Source organism: Massilia sp. YIM B02763, assembly GCF_030412015.1.
GTDB lineage: Bacteria > Pseudomonadota > Gammaproteobacteria > Burkholderiales > Burkholderiaceae_D > Telluria.
Map to the genome: position 1 here is coordinate 380,143 of NZ_JASNRD010000002.1, position 17,512 is coordinate 397,654.

Below are 17,512 nucleotides of genomic sequence, written 5' to 3' on the forward strand. Positions count from 1 at the left end.
GCACCTGGCCCGCATCCCTAGTTCATAGGCTACTCGCCCCTGGTACGCGCTTCAAGCCGCTCCCAGCGCTCCAGGGCGTCGAGCAACAGATCCTCGATCTCCGCGAAACGCGCATTCATGCGGCGCGCGTCGGCGGGATTCGTTTTGTAGAAATCGGGCGAATTCAGCTGGAGCGTGATCGCCGACTGCTCGTCTTCAAGGCTCGCGATGAGCTGGGGCAACTCCTCCAGCTCGCGCTGCTCCTTGTAGCTCAACTTTACCTTTTTGCTAACCACGTTCTGTGCGCTGGATGACATATCAGCGCTTTTTGTCGAGCCGGATTTCGCGGGGGCGGCCGGCACCGACGCCGCGTTGCCGGCCGGCGTGGCCGATTTCACCCGTTCCCAATCGCTGTAGCCGCCCACGTACTCGCGCCACTGGCCCTGCCCTTCCGACACGATGACCTGGGTAACGACGTTGTCCAGGAAGGTACGATCGTGGCTGACGAGAAACACGGTGCCGGCATAGTCGGTCAGCAGCTCTTCCAGCAGTTCCAGCGTGTCGATGTCGAGGTCGTTGGTCGGTTCGTCCAGCACCAGGCAGTTGGCGGGCTTGGCGAACAGGCGGGCCAGCAGCAGGCGGTTGCGCTCGCCGCCGGACAGCGACTTGACGGGCGAGCGGGCGCGTTCCGGCGCGAACAGGAAGTCGCCCAGGTAGCTCATCACGTGCTTGCGCTGGCCGTTGACCTCGACCCAGTCGCTGCCCGGCGAGATCGTGTCGGCCAGCGTCGCCTCCTCGTTGAGCTGGGCGCGCATCTGGTCGAAGTAGGCGACGTTCAACTTGGTGCCGAGCTTGACGGTGCCGCTGTCCGCCGTTTCCTCGCCCAGGATAATCTTCAGCAAGGTCGTCTTTCCCGCGCCGTTCGGACCGATCAGGCCGACCTTGTCGCCGCGCAGCACCGTGCCCGTGAAGTCGCTGATGATCACCTTGTCGCCGTAGCGCTTGGAGACGTTCTCCAGCTCCGCCACGATCTTGCCGGAACGCTCGCCGGTACCGATGTCGAGCTTGACCTGGCCCTGCTGCTCGCGGCGGGCGGCGCGCACCAGGCGCAAGGCTTCCAGGCGGCGCACGCGGCCTTCGTCGCGGGTACGGCGCGCCTGCACGCCCTTGCGGATCCATACTTCTTCCTGGGCCAGCACCTTGTCGAACTTGGCGTTCTCCACTTCCTCGTTGGCCAGCAGCTCGGCCTTGCGTTCCTGGTACTTGCTGAAGTTGCCCGGGAAGGACAGCAGCTTGCCGCGGTCCAGCTCGACGATGCGGGTGGCCACGTTGTCGAGGAAGCGGCGGTCGTGGGTGATGAACAGCACGGAGCCGCGGAATTCGCGCAGCAGGCCTTCCAGCCACTGGATCGACGTGAAGTCGAGGTGGTTGGTCGGTTCGTCGAGCAGCAGCACGTCCGGTCCCGACACGAGGGCGACGGCCAGTGCCACGCGCTTCTGCATGCCGCCGGACAAGGTGCCCATTGCCGCCTCGCCGGCCAGGCCCAGGCGGCCCAGCGTCGTCTCGACCTTGTTGCCGAGGTTCCAGGCGTCGGTGGCGTCGAGCTTGACCTGCAGCTCGTGCATGCGCTCCATCAGCGCGTCGTCGTTGCCCTGGCCAAACTGCCCGGTGAGCGACTCGTACTCGGCCAGCATCGCCTTCTGTTCGCCCATGCCGGCGGCGACGGCGTCGAACACGCTCATGGCGGGATCGAACACGGGTTCCTGCTCGACGTAGGCGATCTTGAGGCCCTGCTGCATGACGAGCAAGCCGTCGTCCAGCCTGGAGCGGCCGGAAATGATTTTCAGCAGCGAGGACTTGCCGGTGCCGTTACGCCCGATGAGACCGACGCGTTCGCCCGTTTCCAGCGAAAAGTCCGCATGGTCGAGCAGCGCGACGTGGCCGAATGCCAGTTGCGCGGAAGAGAGGGAAATGACTGCCATGTTCTGTAAGCAAAGCCGCGGCGCGCGAGGGCGGCGGACGAAAGGGTCGAAGAAGCGAGCATTGTACCGACTGGGACGGCCTTCGACCCAGAGATCGCGGTACAGCGCGGAGGAGAAATGTGTGCGGGGATGGGGGAAATGCGGGAGTGGTGTCGCCAGCAGGAATCGAACCTGCATCTAAGTCTTAGGAGGACCTTGTACTATCCATTGTACTATGGCGACACACGCGTGTTGCAGCCAGGTATTCTACCCTACCGCCGCCGTGCCCACAATCGCGCCACGTCATCCCCGTCCCCCGTCCCTGCCTGACCGCTCCCCGCCCGATCCACCGCGCCTGCGAATGCCGCGCGCAATATCCCTCCATTGTCTTTCCACTTTCCAGAACGATCAAATGAATTGAATAAGAGAAATCGCGCAATCGAAGAATAAAACTATCTTCTCTGCAATTGTCATTTCTCCGAAATTTTTTTGTAACAATCGCATGGCGCACTGCACAAAATCTGTAATGCGCATGCTATATTTTTTGCTCTCCGTATTTATAACCGCACAATAAACAATTGCGCAAAGCCGCCGCATTTCCTTTTATTTGATTCACCCCAATCAATAACGCGAGGCCGCGAATTTATTGATGACATATCCATCCGCATGCTGATTTAATTGCCGACGCCACTCTTTTCGCATGAAGCGAAAGCGCTTCGGCAAACCTTACCGACCAACAGTCGTTTCAAGCGAGAGCCCATGAATATGCAAACCCTCAAGTACGACCTGCCCGCCGGCGTGGTGGTGTTCCTCGTCGCCCTGCCCCTGTGCCTGGGCATTGCCCTGGCCTCGGGCGCCCCCCTGTTTTCCGGGATTATCTCCGGCATCATCGGCGGCATCGTCGTCGGTATGATCAGCGGTTCCCAGACCAGCGTCAGCGGACCGGCGGCCGGCCTGGCCGCCGTGGTGCTTGCGTCGATCGGCAAACTGGGCGCATTCGACGTCCTGCTGGTGGCGATTTCGATCGCCGGCGTATTGCAGGTCGCCATGGGCTGCCTGCGCGCCGGTTTTATTGCGAATTACGTGCCCTCCAACGTGATCAAGGGATTATTGGCGGCGATCGGCATATTATTAATTCTCAAGCAGATTCCGCACGCAATCGGCTATGACGCGAATAATGCCGACGAATTGTCGTTCTGGCAGGCGAATGGCGAAAATACCCTGTCGGCGATCGCCAGCGCATTCGCCGTGATCACGCCCGGCGCCCTCCTCATTACGCTGGTATCGATGCTGGTACTGGTGAATTGGGACAAGACGCCGCTCGCCCGCCTGAAACTGCTGCCGGCGCCCCTGTTCGTCGTGGCGCTGGGCATCGGCATGAACCTGCTGTTCGCCCGTTTCGTCCCGGCGCTGAGCGTGGAACCCATGCACCTCGTCGACATTCCGCCGCTCGACGTGGGCAACCTCGGGGCCTACGTGCAACTGCCCGACCTGGCCCATTTCGGCAACCACGACGTCTGGCTGGTCGCCTTCACGATCGCCCTCGTCGCCTCGCTGGAGACGCTGCTGAACGTCGAGGCGGTCGACAAGCTAGACCCGCACAAGCGCGAAACGCCGCCCAACCGCGAGCTGGTGGCGCAGGGCGTCGGCAATATCTGCGCGGGCCTGCTGGGCGGCTTGCCGGTCACGTCGGTCATCGTGCGCAGCTCCGTGAACATCCAGTCCGGCAACCGGACCAAGGCCTCGGCCGTGCTGCACGGCGTGCTGCTGCTCGTCGCCGTGGTCGCGCTCAGCCCGCTGCTGAACCAGATCCCGCTGGCCGCGCTGGCCGCCATCCTCATCGTCACCGGCTACAAGCTGGCCAAGGTCTCGCTGTTCCGCGACATGTACGGCAAGGGCTGGTCGCAGTTCCTGCCGTTCGCGATCACCATCGCCGCCATCGTGTTCACCGACCTCCTGAGCGGCGTGCTGGTGGGCCTGTTCGCCAGCCTGTTCTACCTGATGCGCAGCCACTTCCGCAATCCGTACTCGATCGAGCAGTACCGCATGCACATCGGCGACGTCATCAAGATGGAATTGCCGAACCAGGTCTCGTTCCTGAACAAGGCCACCATCAAGAGCACGCTGTGGGACATCCCGGACGGCGCCAACGTGCTGATCGATGCCAGCAATGCCGACTACATCGACAACGACGTGCTGGAGATCATCCAGGACTTCCGCGTGGTGGCTGCCGAACGCGGCATCCGCCTGAACGTCGTCGGCCTGCGCGAGCAATACCAGCTGAATGATCCGATCCAGTTCGTGCCCGCCCTCGACAAGGAAACGCGCGACCGCCTGCGTCCGGAAGACGTTCTGCACCTGCTGCGCGACGGCAACGAGCGCTTCCGGGCCGGCCGCTTCACCAAGAAATACTACCTGGACCAGGTCGACGCGACGGCATCCGGCCGGCACCCGATGGCGGTCGTCGTCAATTGCATCGACTCGCGCACATCGCCGGAAATCATCTTCGATGCGGGCCTGGGCGACCTGCTGACGATCCGCATCGCCGGCAACGTCATCAACCGCGACATCATCGGCAGCCTGGAAATCGCCCACAAGCTGGGCGCCAAGCTGATCGTCGTGAAGGGCCATTCGCGCTGCGGCGCGGTCGGCCTGGCGCTGAAGAACGAGCAGGCGCACAGCGTCGGCGCCATCACCGGCAAGATCCAGAAGGCGGTCCGCCAGTGCACTTGCGGCGCGTCCCACGGCGACGCCGGCGATCATGCGCTCGATGCTGCCCTGCTGGAACAGGTGACGCGCCAGAACATCGAGAATTCGCTGGCCGACATCGTCGCCGGCAGCGAGTTCCTGCGCGGCTGCATCGCGCGCGGCGAGATGGGCCTGGTCGGCGCCTACCACGACATCGCCGGGCGCACCGTGCACTTCGGCGAACTGGTCAAGCCCGACGCCATCGACGACTACCGCGTGCCCGTGCCCAGCGTCGCCGCCTGATCAGGACCGGACGCGCAACCCGGCGCCGCGGCTCGGCGGCGCCGGCTATGCTGTGGCCAATCCATCCGACGAGGCCTCGCATGTTCGAATTCATCACCGACTTCCTGAAAGAGCACGGCTACCTGGGCCTGTTCGCGCTGATGGTGCTGGAAAACGTGTTCCCGCCGATCCCCTCGGAAGTGATCGTGCCCTTCGCCGGCTTCGTGGCCGCGCACGGCGAACTGCACCTGGCCGGCGTGCTGCTGGCGGGCACGCTCGGCTCCGTGGTCGGCGCCCTGCCCTGGTACTACGCGGCGCGCGCCTACGGCGCCAAGCGCCTGAAGCGGGCGGCGGCGCGCCACGGCCGCTGGCTGGCGCTGACCTGCGGCGACGTCGACAAGGCGCTGCACGCCTTCGACCGCCACGGCGGCAAGGCCGTGCTGTTCGGCCGCCTGGTGCCGGCGCTGCGCACGCTGGTGTCGCTGCCGGCGGGCATCGCCGCGATGAAGCTGCCCACCTTCCTGCTGCTGTCGGCGCTCGGCTCGCTGGCCTGGACCGCCCTGCTGGCCGCGACGGGCTTCGTGCTGAAGGACCAGTACGAACACGTGGCCGAGTTCGTCGATCCCGTCTCGAAGGCCGTGCTGGGCCTGCTGCTCAGCTGGTATCTGTACCGGGTGGCGACGTGGAAGCCAGGCGCCGGAACGTGACCACCCACACGAGCGGATCGGCCTCCCAGCTGCCCGCTCCATTGATGTCCTCCGACACGGCCCGGTAGGCCGCGACCGGATCGGCGGACGGCGGCACGCCTTCGGCCAGCGCGTCGGCGGCGCTCACCTGCAGCAGGCGTTCGCTGCGCACGGCGACGATCTCCAGCAGGATGCGGCTGGCCGCGCGCGGCATGAACAGCGCCGGGCGCTTGTGCCAGCGCGGCGGCGCCGCGGCGTCGCGGGTGCCGTCCACGTCCAGCGCGTCATGGTCGAAGCGCCAGCGCCGGCCCGTCGCCAGCGTCAGGTCGGCGAACGCCCATTCCTCGCGCTCCTTCCCGGGGTTCCAGCGCCGAGTCCAATGGCCGAAGGCGGCATAGGTCTCGCGCACCCACAAGTGCTCGCCAGGCGCGCCGAAAGGATTCATTGCCGGATTGGCTGCCGGATTGCGCGCGGGATCGGCCGTCGCGCGGTCGCGCACGGCGCGGCGGGTCTGGGTCTTGCGGCCGGCCAGCAGGGCCTCGACCATCGGACGTGAAAACAGGATTCCGCGCTCGCGCACCCGCGCGCTCACGCGCCGACCCGGCGCGGGATGTGCGGCAGGTCCGGCTGCACGGCATCGGCGGCGGCGGCCTGCGCCAGCATGGCGCACACCTTGTCCACCAGCGCGTGCATGGCGAACGGCTTGGTCAGCAATTCCATCTGCGCGGGCAGCGTCTCGTTCTTCATGACCGTGCTCTCGGCGTAGCCGGTCACCAGCAGCACGGGGAGCTGCGGCCAGCGCACCCGCACCTGGTCGGCCAGCTGGCGGCCGTTCATGCCGTTGGGCAGGCCGACGTCGGTGACGAGCATGTCCGGCCGAACCTCGCCGCGCTGGTCCTGCAGCATGCGCAGCGCCTGCGGCGCGTCGGCCGCGGCCAGCACCGTGTAGCCCTGCAGCTGCAGCACCTCGCTCATCACGGCGCGGATGTCGTCCTCGTCGTCGACCACCAGCACCAGGCCCATGCGGTCGGCCTGCTGCAGCGGCGCGTCCCGCTCGCCGCAGGCGCCGGGCAACAGCTGGGGCAGCGGCTCGGCCACGTGGCGCGGCAGCAGCAGGCGCACCTCGGTGCCGTGGCCGGCGCGCGACTCGATGCGCACGTGGCCGCCCGACTGCTGCGCGAAGCCGTACACCATCGACAGGCCCAGGCCCGTGCCCTGCCCCATCGGCTTGGTCGTGAAGAAGGGGTCGAAGGCGCGCGCCACGACGTCGGGCGGCATGCCGGCGCCGTTGTCGCGCACGATCACCTGCACGTAGTCGCCCGGGCGCAGGTCGCCGTGGCGGCGCGCCTGCGCGGGCGTCAATGCCACGTTGCCCGTCTCGACGTCGATCAGGCCGCCCTCCGGCATGGCGTCGCGCGCGTTATTGGCCAGGTTCAGCAAGGCGCTTTCCAGCTGGTTGGGGTCGCACAGCGTGGTCCACACGGCCGGCTGCAGGCGCGTGCGCAGCGCGATCGCCGGGCCGGCGGCGCGCTCGATCAGTTCCGTCATCGACATCACGAGCGCGTTCACGCTGGTCGGCCTGGGGTCGAGCGCCTGGCGCCGCGAGAACGCCAGCAGGCGGTGCGTCAGCGCCGCCGCGCGCTGGGTGACGCCGAGCGCCGCGTCGATGCGTGCCGGCAGGTCGCCGCTCTGGCCCATGCGCAGGCGCAGCTTCATGAGTTCCAGGTGGCCCGTGACGCCCGCCAGCATGTTGTTGAAGTCGTGCGCCAGGCCGCCCGTCAGCTGGCCCACCGCCTCCATCTTCTGCGACTGGCGCAGCGCTTCCTCGGCCTGGCGCAGCGCGTCGGCCTGCTGCTTCTCGCTGCTGACGTCGCGCGCCACCCCGTACAGCAGTTCGCCCTCCGGCGAGATGGTCCAGGACAGCCAGCGCAGCGAACCGTCGCGGTGCAGCATGCGCATCTCGTAGCCGACCAGCGGCGTGCCGGCGGCCAGCATCTGCAGCTTTTCCAGCACGTCGGCGCAATCGTCCGGATACACCATCTGCATGAACGGGCGCGCGGTCGCTTCGGCCGCGCTCCAGCCCAGCACGTCGGTGAACGCGGGGTTCACGGTCAGGAACCTTCCCGTCGTCAGCGAGGCCGCCGCCATCACGTCGCGCGAGATGCGCCACAGGCGGTCGCGGTCGATCGCATGCGTCGTCACCTGGTGCGACAGGATCTCCCCCAGGCGCTGCTGGCGCTGCTCGCGCCGCCGCAATGCCGCCTGGGCGCGCACCTTGGCCGTGGTTTCCGTCATCGTGCACAGCACGCCCGCGACCGCGCCGGCGCCGTCGTGCACGGGGGCGCAGGAAAAGCTGTACCAGGCCGGTTCGGGATAGCCGTGGCGTTCCAGCAGCACGGGCACGTCGTCGGCATGGCAGGGCTCGCCGCCGCGGGCGCGCAGCACCAGCGGGCCGAGCGCGTTCCAGGCGGCGGGCCAGGCGTCCGGCAGCGGCGTCCCGGGCGCGCATTCGCCCAGCAGCGGCAGGCAAACGTCGTTCGGGAAGGCGGCCAGCTGGGCGCCCCAGCACAGGATCGAGGGAAAGCCGCAGCCGAGGGCGGTGCCCAGCGCGCCGCGCAGGCAATCCGGCCAGGCCGCCAGGGGCCCGAGCCGTGTCGCGGACCAGTCATGCGCAGCGATCCGCGCCGCCATGCGGCCGCCGCACGCAAGGAAAGTGGGGCTGAAAGTGGGGCTGGAATCCAGCATCGTCGTCGTCATGTCCGCTCGCCATCCCTTGGCCGTCGTCCCTGCCGGGCCCGCCATCCGCGGATGCCAAGTACCATGCAAAGTCGACCATGTTAATGAGAATCGTCGTGCGGACGGCGCGCGATACGCGTACGGAAACGCGCCGGCGCGCTCCCGCACAGCGCGTCCGTTTCGATGCCGGAGCGGCCGTTGGTGGGCGGCGACCGGCGTGTGCGACCGGCTCAGTATGCCAAAAACATCGGGTTGGCGATGGGTGGATTTACAACGCCGTATTGCGGCGCGGCTTGACAAGCGGACTGTGCTTTGGCGGCCGGCGCGGATGGTCAGTGCAACAGGCGGTGCGCCGCCTCGGTCTGGCGCTGCGTGGCGGCGCCGGCCGCTTCCAGCACCTGCGCGACGCCGGCGCGCTCGAGCGTGGCCGCCGCCAGCGCTTCCAGGCCCGCGCCCGCCGCTTCCAGTCCCAGCGTGCGGCAGCCCTCGGCCAAGCGTGCCAGGCGCAGGCGCGCCGCGCCGACGTCGCCGGCGGCCAGCAGGCGCTCCAGTTCGGGACCGGCGTCGTGCAACTGGCGCTGCAGGCCGCCGAGGTAGATCACGAGGCGGGCGACGTCGATGCCCAGGCGCCGCGTGACGGCACCGGGGGACTCCTCGCCGTCATCGGGTGCGGCCGCGCGCGCCGGCAGCACGCCGGCCAGGTGCTGCGCGACCTTGGCACCGTCGAAGGGTTTCACGATATAGCCGGCGGCGCCCAGGCCCAGCGCCTGCTCCATCGTGGCGGCATCGTTGGCGGCCGAGACCAGCACGAAGGGCAAGGCGGTGAAGCGCGCGTCGGCCTTGACCCGGGCCAGCAATTCCATGCCGGACAGGCGCGGCATGCGCAGATCGCAGAACAGGATGCTGGGCGCCAGGCCGCCTTCGAGCCGGCCCCACGCGTCCTCGCCGTCCTCGGCTTCCTCCACGTCGATGGCGGCGGCGCCCGCGGCCACGCCGGCGCCGTCGATCATGTGCATGAGCATCATGCGCGCTACCACATCGTCGTCGACTATCAGGACTTTCATTGCCGCTCCAGCAATCTTGTTAAATAGAAATTATACAGATTTTACGCTGGTGTACACGCTCGCACATTCACCTCACGCCGTCGCGGCATCGAAACGCGCCAGCAGCGCCAGCAGCTGGGGCAGGCGTTCGCGCACGGCATCCAGGCGGCCGGCGTCCGCGTCGGCCTCCAGCTCGCCGCACAGCGTGGACAGTGCGGGCTCGTCCAGGTAGCCGGCGCTGCCGCGCAGGCCGTGCAGCAGGCGCCCCGCCGCTTCGCCGTCGGACGCGTCCAGCGCCGCCGCCAGCTCGGCGCGCCGGCGCGGCAGGTCGGCCGCGAAGGTATGGCGCAGCTTGTCCTTGAGGTCGCCCGCGCGCCGGCCCGCGTTCGGCGCCGCCGGCGCCGCCGGCGCGCCCGTCAGCACGCCGAACATCGCGTCGAGATCGGCCGTGCTGGGCGCCGCGCCGGACGCCATTCCGGAGGCGATGCGGGCGGCCGGCGGCGGCATCGGCGGCAGCGCGATGCCGCGCTGCAGCTGGCGCTCGATCGCGCGCGTCAGGTGGTAGTGCAGCTGGGTGTCGTCGATCGGCTTGGTGAGGAAGGCGTCCATGCCGCAGGCCAGGTAGCGGTTGCGGTCCTCCTCGCTGACGTTGGCGGTCAGTGCGACGATCATCAGGTGCTGGTCCAGCACGGGCGCCTCGAGCGGGCCGCCGGCGCGGATCAGGCGCGTGGCGCTGGCACCGTCCATCTCGGGCATGCGCCCGTCCATCAGGATCAGGTCGTAGCGGGTGCGCGCGCAGGCGGCCACGGCCAGCACCCCGTTCTCGACCACGTCGACCTGGTGGCCCAGCTCTTCCAGCAGCATGCGCACGATGATCTGGTTGGTCGGATAGTCTTCCGCGCACAGCACGCGCAGGCGGTGCGTGTGCGGCTCGCGCGGCGCGTCCTGCACCACCGGCGGCTGCACGCCGTCGGCCAGCGGCAGCACGAAGCTGAAGGTGGAGCCGACGTTCGGCGTGCTGGCGGCGGCGATGGTGCCGCCCATCAGCTCGACCAGCTGGCGGCAGATCGCCAGGCCCAGGCCCGTGCCGCCGTAGCGCCGCGTGGTGGTCGCGTCGGCCTGCTCGAACTGCTGGAACAGGCGCGGCAAGGCGTCCGGCTCGATGCCGATGCCCGTGTCTTCGACCGAGAAGCGGATCATGTTGCGGCCGTCGGCATCGAGCTGGTCGGCGCGGCGGCGCTCGACGCGCACGGTGACGGTGCCGCTGTCGGTGAACTTGAAGGCGTTGCCGACCAGGTTGACGAGGACCTGGCGCAGGCGCGTGGGGTCGCCCACGACGAAGCGCGGCAGGTCGTCGTCCAGGTGCACGGCGAAGCCCACGCTGTGGGCACCGGCCTGTTCCTCGAACAGGGTGACCACCTGCTCGATCGCGTCGTCGAGGGCGAAGTCGATGTTCTCGATGGTCAGCTTGCCGGCCTCGATCTTGGAAAAGTCGAGCAGGTCGTTGATGATGGCGAGCAGCGACTGCGCGTTCGCCTGGCCGCGCAGGATCTGCTCGCGCGTGGAATCCTTGAGCATGCCGTCGCGCAGGGCGAAGCCCAGCATGCCGATCACGCCGGCCAGCGGGGTGCGCATCTCGTGGCTCATATTGGCCAGGAACTCGGACTTCTGGCGCGTCGCGTCCTCGGCGCGCTGCTTGGCCTGGTACAGCCGCTCCTCGTTTTCCTGCAGCGCCGCGTTGGCCAACGCCAGTTCGTCGGTGCGGCGCCGGACCTGGCGCTGCTGCTCGCGCAATTCCTCGGTCTGGCGTTCCAGCAGGCGGTTCTGCTGCTCGATCTTCTCGGTACGCGCGCCGACCTGGTGTTCGAGCAGGTCCTTCTGGCGCCGCAGCCCGTCCACGCGCACGCGGAACAGGCCATAGCCGATGCCCAGCACCAGCAGGCCGCACAGCGTGCGGAACCACCAGGTCTTCCAGTACGGCGGCAGCACGGTGACCTCGAGGCTGGCCGCGGAATCGCTCCACACGCCGTCCTTGTTGGCGGCGCGCACCTGGAAGGTGTACTTGCCCGGATCCAGGTTCGTGTAGGTGGCGAAGCGTTTTCCGGCATCGACGCCGATCCAGTCCTGGTCGAAGCCGGCCAGGCGGTAGGCGAAGCGGTTGCGGCCCGGCGCGGCGAAGTGCAGCGCCGAGAATTCCAGCGAGAACACGGAGTCGGCCGGCGTCAGCGTGATGCCGGACAGGCGCTCGATGGGGCCCGGCAGCAGGCCCGGGTGCGCATCCTGCCACGGCCGCCCGAAGATCTGCAGGCCCGTGATCACCGCGCGCGGCGCGATCAGGTTGTCGTGCAGCGCGCGCGGGTCGAACGCCGTGATGCCGTTGTTGCCGCCGAAGTAGAGCGTGCCGTCCGGCGCGCGCAGCGCCGAGGCGTCGAAATAGGCGCCCTCGATGGTGCCGTCGGCCGAGTTGTAGTTGCGCCAGCCGCCGCTGGCCGGATCGAGCCGGTGCAGGCCGCTGGAGCTGCTGACCCAGATGAAGCCGTCCGGGTCTTCCAGCATGGCGGCGACGGCGTCGTCGGCCAGGCCGTCGCGCGTCGTGTAGCGCTGGAAGCGCGGCGTGCCGTCCGGGCCGATGACCATCTTGTTCAGACCCACGGCGGTGCCGACCCACAGCGTGCCGTGGCGGTCTTCCAGCAGGTAGTGGACCTCGTCGTGGCTGAGGCTGGCCTGGTCGGACGGATCGTGGCGGAAGTGGCGGAACTTGCCGGTGGCGCGGTCGAGCAGGTCGAGGCCGTCGAAGGTGCCGACCCAGAAGCGGCCGTGGCGGTCTTCCAGCATGGGCCGCACGACGTTGTCGGCCAGGCTGGAGCTCGACGCCGGATCGTGCTGCCAGCTGGCCAGCTTGCCGCTGGCCGGGTCGAGCCGGTGCAGGCCGCCGCGGGTGGCGATCCACAGCATGCCGTCGCGCGTGACGAACAGGTTGCGCACGAAGTTGGCGTCGCCGTCGCCGGTGGGCGCGAGCAGGCGCCGCTCGAGCTTGCCGCTGGCCGGATCGAGGCGCGCCAGGCCGTTGCGGGCCCCGACCCATACCGTGCCGTCGCGGCCCCGCGCCACCGCGGTGGCCATGGCGTCGCCCGAGATGCCCCCCTCCACCGGCGCCAGCCGGTACGGACGGTCGATCCCGCTGACCGGGTCGTAGTGGTGCAGGCCGCCATTGGTCGCCAGCCACAGCGCGCCGGCGCCGTCGCCGGCCATGCCGCGCACCTTGTTGTCTTCCACGGCGATCGCCGAATCGGCGCCGCGCACGATGCGCGCGAAGCCGCCGCTGCCCATGTCCGCGCGCGACACGCCGCCGTACCAGGTGCCCACCCAGAACGTGCCGACGCGGTCGCCGTACAGGGCCGAGACCTGGTTGTCGCCCAGGCTGTAGCCGTCCGTGATGCGGTGCGGGTGGCTCTCGAAGCGGTTGCGCGACGGCATCCAGCGGTACAGGCCGCGGTCGTGCGAACCGACCCAGACCTGGCGCTCGGCGTCCTGGTACAGCACGCTGATCTCCCCGGCGGGCATGCCCTCGGCCGGGCCGAAGCGGCGCAATTCGCCCTTCTGCCCGATCGGCAGGCGTTCCAGCCCGGCCATGCTGCCGACCCACAGGTGCTCTCCGGCGTCGACCAGCAACGCCTGGATCACGTCGAACTTGCCGCCCGTCGGCGACGGGTGGTGGCGGAAATGCATCAGGTCCGGATCGAGGCTGTCCAGGCCGGCCGCGGTGCCGACCCACAGGCGCCCGTCGCGTCCCAGCGCCAGCGCGTTGACCTTGTCCGAGGAAAGGCTGTCGGCCACGCCCGGCACGTGGTGCCAGATCGCGAAGCGGCCCGTCTCGATGTCGAAGTGCTGCAGGCCGTCGGCCGTGGCCAGCCACAGCCCGTCCCTGCCGTCGTCGAGGATGGCGCGGATGTGGCGGTTGCCGTTGCCGCGCTTGGCGGGCTCGTCGGGCAGGAAATGGGTAAAGGTGCCCGTGCTGGGCTCATAGCGGTCGAGGCCGCCATCGGTGCCGATCCACAGCCGCCCCTTGCGGTCGACGTAGAGCACGCGCACCCAGTTGTTGGCCAGCGTGCGCGGATCGCCGACGGCGTTGCGGTAATTGGTGAAGCGGTAGCCGTCGTAGCGCGACAGGCCGGACTGGGTGCCAAACCACATGAAGCCGTCCGGATCCTGGACGATGGCCAGCACCGATTCCTGCGCCAGCCCGTCGTCCACCGACAAGTGCTCGAAGCGCAGCGTCGGGTTCGGCGCCGCCGCGGCCGGCAGCAGCGGGCACAGCGCGGCCAGCAGGCAGGCGAGCGCGAGCGCCCGCAACAGCTGCAGTGCCGGCCACAGCCGCCTCGTCCATGCGCCCGCCCCGGGGCCGGGGATTGCACCCCGAATACGTTCAATGTCCACGCGGCAAGATTAACAAATCCCGCCGCGCTTGGGTCGAATAATTACCGTTCGGTCAACAGGTTCGGCGCGTTTTAGTCGCCTTTTGCCACACCTTCGCGGCGCGGATCGGCGCCGCCGAACCACAGCGGCACGCCGCCGACCTGGATGCGCTCGATGCCCTGCAGGCCGGACGTCTGGTCGCCGATGCGGATCGTGTGGCCGCGCGCCTTCAGCGCCGCGATCTCGGACGCGGGGAAGCGTCCCGCTTCGAGCTCGGTCGGGCCGTTGCGGCTGCCGAAGTTCGGCAGCGCGATCGCCTGCTGCATGTTCAAGTCCCAGTCCAGCGTGCCGACCAGCACCTTGGCCACGTAGTTGATGATCAGGGGGCCGCCCGGCGAGCCGATCGCCTCGACGAACCTGCCCGTCTGCTTGTCGAACACGATGGTCGGGCTCATCGCGCTGCGCGGACGCTTGCCCGGCTCGACGCGGTTGGCGATGGGGCCGTTGGCATCCTTCGAGTCGAACGAGAAGTCGGTCAGCTGGTTGTTCAGGATGAAGCCGTCGACCATCTGGCGCGAGCCGAACGCGTCCTCGACGCTGGTCGTCATCGACAGGCCGGCGCCATACTGGTCGACGGCCACGACGTGCGAGGTCGAATGGGCCTCGATCGAATTGTCCAGGCCCCAGTTCCAGGCCATGTCCACGCCCGGCGGATTGCCCGGCGGCGCCTTGCCCATCGAGCGGTCGTCCTTGACCAGGCTGGCGCGCTGGGCCAGATAGGTTTTATCGAGCAGCGCCGGCAGGCCGCGGCCCGGCAGCGGCACGAAGTCGGTGTCGGCGGCGTAGCGGTCGCGGTCGGCGTAGGCGAGACGCCCCACTTCGGAGAACACGTGGACGGCGTCGGCGGAAGGCACGCCATTCGTCGGCGCCAGCGCCTTCATGTCGCGCGTCTCGAACATGCCCAGCATCTGCGCCACGGCGATGCCGCCCGAGGATGGCGGCGGCATGCCGCAAATGACGTAGGTCCGGTAATCGCTGCAGACCGGGTCGCGTTCCTTGGGCCGGTAGGCGGCGATGTCGGCGGCCGTGAGCAGGCCCGGATTGGTCGGGTGGCTCTTGACCTTGGCCTCGATGTCGCGCGCGATGCGGCCCGTGTAGAACACCTCGGCACCGCCGTCGGCGATCTCGTGCAGCGTCTTCGCCAGTTCCGGGTTCTTCAGCAGGTGGCCGACGGGCCAGGGCTGGCCTTCCGGGCCGTAGAAATAGGCGCGCGCGGTCGGGTCCTTGCGGATGTAGGCGTCGCCGGCCAGCAGGCCGTGCAGGCGCGGGCTGACCTTGAAGCCCTGTTCGGACAGGCGGATCGCCGGCGCGAACAGCGTCTTCCACGGCAGCTTGCCGTGTTCCTTGTGGGCCAGCGCCAGCATCCGCAGCACGCCCGGCGCGCCCGTCGAGCGGCCGCCGACGATCCCTTCCGTACGCGACAGCGGCGTGCCGTCCGGATGCTGGAACAGGTGTTCGGTCGCCTTCGACGGCGCCGTCTCGCGGCCGTCGTAGGCATGGGTCTTCTTGCCGTCGTAGTAGACGAGGAAGGCGCCGCCGCCGATGCCGGACGATTGCGGCTCGACCAGGGTCAGCACCAGCTGGGTGGCGATGCCGGCATCGATCGCCGTGCCGCCCTGCTTGAGCATCTCGTAGCCCGCTTCCACCGCGAGCGGATTGGCGGCCGCCACCATGTACTTGCGCGCCGGCCATCCCGCCTTCTCGCTCCAGCCGCTCGCGCTTTCCGGTTGCTGCTGCAGGGCCGCCGGACGGCCGGCGTCCTGGGCCAATGCCGTGCCGCCGGCGAACAGCGTGGCGGCCAGCAGCGCAGACAAGGTCAGGGAAAAGGATGCGGGGGTGGACAGCGTGGACTTCATGGATTCTCCGATAAATACGGCGCACGGGCTGGGCCGTGCGCCTGGTACCAACGGAGCATCCTACAGCAAATGAGCAGATCGCTCACATCGCTTCATTGTTGCGGCATGGTGGTGCACGGTGCCCGGATTGCGTGCGCACCATCGTCGCCCCTGCGCAGGCAGGGGCCCAATTTCTGCGCGCCATGGCAGCGCTCGCGAAATTGGGTCCCTGCCTGCGCAGGGACGACGTGTTGAGGCTAACGGGCGCTTACTTCGGCTGCATGCGGATCGCCCCGTCCAGCCGGATCGTCTCGCCGTTGAGCATCACGTTCTCGATGATCGCCTTGGCCAGGTGCGCATACTCCATCGGCATGCCCAGGCGCGGCGGGAACGGGACCATCTTGCCGAGCGAGTCGCGCACTTCCTGCGGCATGTTCATCAGCATGGGCGTCTCGAAGATGCCGGGGGCGATCGTCATCACGCGGATGCCGCTCCTGGCCAGGTCGCGCGCCATCGGCAGCGTCATGCCGGCCACGCCGGCCTTCGAGGCGGCGTAGGCGGCCTGGCCGATCTGGCCGTCGTAGGCGGCCACCGAGGCCGTGTTGACGATGACGCCGCGCTCGCCGTGTTCCAGCGCTTCCTCCTTGCCCATCGCGTCGGCCGCCAGGCGGCACATATTGAAGGTGCCGATCAGGTTGATGTCGATCGCGCGGCGGAACTGGTCGAGCGGGTGCGGACCGTCCTTGCCGACGGTCTTGACGGCCGGCGCGATGCCGGCACAGTTGACGAGGCCGCGCAAGCTGCCCATCTCCAGGGCCGCCGCGACGACGGCCTGGCCGTCCGCTTCCGACGTCACGTCGCACTTGACGAAGCGGACGGCTGCACCGGACTGAGCGCCGAGCTCCTCGGCCAGCGCGCGGCCGGCCTGCTCCTGCACGTCGGCCAGCACGGCCTTGCCGCCGGCGGCCACGATGGTGCGCGCGGTGGCGGCGCCCAGGCCGGACGCCCCGCCCGTCACGATGAATACATTGTCCTGGAATTGCATGGTCTCCTCCGTTGTTGTGCTCGTTGACGTTTACGTTAACGTCAATCCCTGCCCGGATTGTACCCAATTTCGCTTCACGCACTCAAAAACATTGGACCGTCGCCCCGCTGCGCGTGCACAGCCGTCCGCTGCTGTTGACGCCGGCCGCGCCGCCGCCCGTCGAGAAGCTGTTGCCGCCGGCGTCCGTGCAGAAACTGCCCTGGCAGCCGCGCACGGCCGTCGAACTGGGCACGACCGGCTGCGGCGCGGCGGCCGGCGGCGGCACGGGCACGCCGGCCGGCGGCACGGCCTGCGGGGAGCGCAGCGGACGCGGCGCCATCGGGCCCGTGGCCTGGGCGCCGGGACGCCGGCGCGCCGGCTGTGCGGGTTGCTGCTGCGGCTGCGTGGACGGCGGCTGCGTGGACGGCGGCTGCGCGGACGGCTGCGGCTCGTGGCGCATCAGCGTATCGGTCTCGTCGTGCACCTCGGCCGGATCCTTGCGTCCCGGGACGGCCTGGGCCGGCGATGCGCGCGTGCCGGGCGCATCGCGTCGCGTCAGCACCGGGCCGTAGGACGGCGCCGCCGGCTGCTTCGTCTGCGTCTCGTCCGCGACGGCGGCGTCGCGCCGGGCCTGTTCCGCCTGGCGCGCGCCGGCGGTCTGCGCCTGCGCGGCGGCGAGCAGCGGCAGCAGCAACAGCAACAGCAGTCCCGGCGCGCGCGCGATTCGTCTCGTTTGCATGGTGTACCTCGTTCGATGGGCCCTGTCTTGGCGTTTCCTTGGCGTTCCATTATCGGCCGCGCG

Annotated in this window: 10 protein-coding genes and 1 tRNA gene; 2 read left to right on the plus strand and 9 right to left on the minus strand. The window is 68.9% G+C overall.

Features of this window, described 5'->3' with window-relative positions; translation table 11 throughout:
- Positions 1-29: 29 nt before the first annotated feature.
- Positions 30-1,961 (minus strand): ATP-binding cassette domain-containing protein, encoded by a 1,932-nt coding sequence (locus tag QPK32_RS05170; protein WP_290411698.1) that lies wholly within the window; start codon positions 1,959-1,961, stop codon positions 30-32.
- Positions 1,962-2,108: 147 nt separating this feature from the next.
- Positions 2,109-2,183 (minus strand) — tRNA-Arg (locus QPK32_RS05175).
- 516 nt (positions 2,184-2,699) lie between these two features.
- Here QPK32_RS05175 and QPK32_RS05180 point away from each other — a divergent pair.
- Both QPK32_RS05180 and QPK32_RS05185 read left to right on the plus strand, forming a co-directional pair.
- Positions 2,700-4,931 carry a bifunctional SulP family inorganic anion transporter/carbonic anhydrase gene (locus tag QPK32_RS05180; protein WP_290411699.1) on the plus strand — a complete coding sequence of 744 codons (2,232 nt, stop codon included), beginning with the start codon at positions 2,700-2,702 and terminating at the stop codon, positions 4,929-4,931.
- Positions 4,932-5,011: 80 nt separating this feature from the next.
- Positions 5,012-5,617, plus strand: a complete 606-nt coding sequence (locus QPK32_RS05185; RefSeq protein WP_290411700.1) for a DedA family protein — start codon at positions 5,012-5,014, stop codon at positions 5,615-5,617.
- Here the strand turns inward: QPK32_RS05185 and QPK32_RS05190 are convergent.
- The 7 genes from QPK32_RS05190 to QPK32_RS05220 all read right to left on the minus strand — a co-directional run bounded on the left by QPK32_RS05190 (position 5,565) and on the right by QPK32_RS05220 (position 17,449).
- Complete coding sequence (locus QPK32_RS05190) at positions 5,565-6,188, minus strand: hypothetical protein (RefSeq protein ID WP_290411701.1); 624 nt, start codon at positions 6,186-6,188, stop codon at positions 5,565-5,567. The genes QPK32_RS05185 and QPK32_RS05190 overlap by 53 nt on opposite strands.
- Entirely contained in the window at positions 6,185-8,353 is a 2,169-nt protein-coding gene (locus QPK32_RS05195) for a PAS domain-containing sensor histidine kinase (RefSeq protein WP_290411702.1), read from the minus strand. Before QPK32_RS05195 ends, QPK32_RS05190 begins: the two co-directional genes overlap by 4 nt.
- Positions 8,354-8,664: 311 nt before the next feature.
- A complete protein-coding gene (locus QPK32_RS05200; protein ID WP_290411703.1) occupies positions 8,665-9,396 on the minus strand; it encodes a response regulator in 732 nt (243 codons plus the stop codon).
- Positions 9,397-9,468: 72 nt separating this feature from the next.
- Positions 9,469-13,728 carry a two-component regulator propeller domain-containing protein gene (locus QPK32_RS05205; protein ID WP_290411704.1) on the minus strand — a complete coding sequence of 1,420 codons (4,260 nt, stop codon included), beginning with the start codon at positions 13,726-13,728 and terminating at the stop codon, positions 9,469-9,471.
- Positions 13,729-13,883: 155 nt separating this feature from the next.
- Complete coding sequence (ggt, locus tag QPK32_RS05210; protein WP_290411705.1) at positions 13,884-15,707, minus strand: gamma-glutamyltransferase; 1,824 nt, start codon at positions 15,705-15,707, stop codon at positions 13,884-13,886.
- A 247-nt stretch (positions 15,708-15,954) separates the two neighbouring features.
- Complete coding sequence (locus tag QPK32_RS05215) at positions 15,955-16,731, minus strand: 3-hydroxyacyl-CoA dehydrogenase (RefSeq protein WP_290411706.1); 777 nt, start codon at positions 16,729-16,731, stop codon at positions 15,955-15,957.
- Positions 16,732-16,813: 82 nt separating this feature from the next.
- A complete protein-coding gene (locus QPK32_RS05220) occupies positions 16,814-17,449 on the minus strand; it encodes a hypothetical protein (RefSeq protein ID WP_290411707.1) in 636 nt (211 codons plus the stop codon).
- Positions 17,450-17,512 lie beyond the last annotated feature (63 nt).

What these genes read in the sequence shown, in the direction of transcription:
- ggt (WP_290411705.1), bottom strand. Translation starts at nt 15,707, where the DNA reads ATGAAGTCCACGCTGTCCACCCCCGCATCCTTTTCCCTGACCTTGTCT.
- QPK32_RS05220 (WP_290411707.1), bottom strand. Translation starts at nt 17,449, where the DNA reads ATGCAAACGAGACGAATCGCGCGCGCGCCGGGACTGCTGTTGCTGTTG.
- QPK32_RS05170 (WP_290411698.1), bottom strand. Translation starts at nt 1,961, where the DNA reads ATGGCAGTCATTTCCCTCTCTTCCGCGCAACTGGCATTCGGCCACGTC.
- QPK32_RS05195 (WP_290411702.1), bottom strand. Translation starts at nt 8,353, where the DNA reads ATGACGACGACGATGCTGGATTCCAGCCCCACTTTCAGCCCCACTTTC.
- QPK32_RS05215 (WP_290411706.1), bottom strand. Translation starts at nt 16,731, where the DNA reads ATGCAATTCCAGGACAATGTATTCATCGTGACGGGCGGGGCGTCCGGC.
- QPK32_RS05180 (WP_290411699.1), top strand. Translation starts at nt 2,700, where the DNA reads ATGAATATGCAAACCCTCAAGTACGACCTGCCCGCCGGCGTGGTGGTG.
- QPK32_RS05185 (WP_290411700.1), top strand. Translation starts at nt 5,012, where the DNA reads ATGTTCGAATTCATCACCGACTTCCTGAAAGAGCACGGCTACCTGGGC.
- QPK32_RS05200 (WP_290411703.1), bottom strand. Translation starts at nt 9,396, where the DNA reads ATGAAAGTCCTGATAGTCGACGACGATGTGGTAGCGCGCATGATGCTC.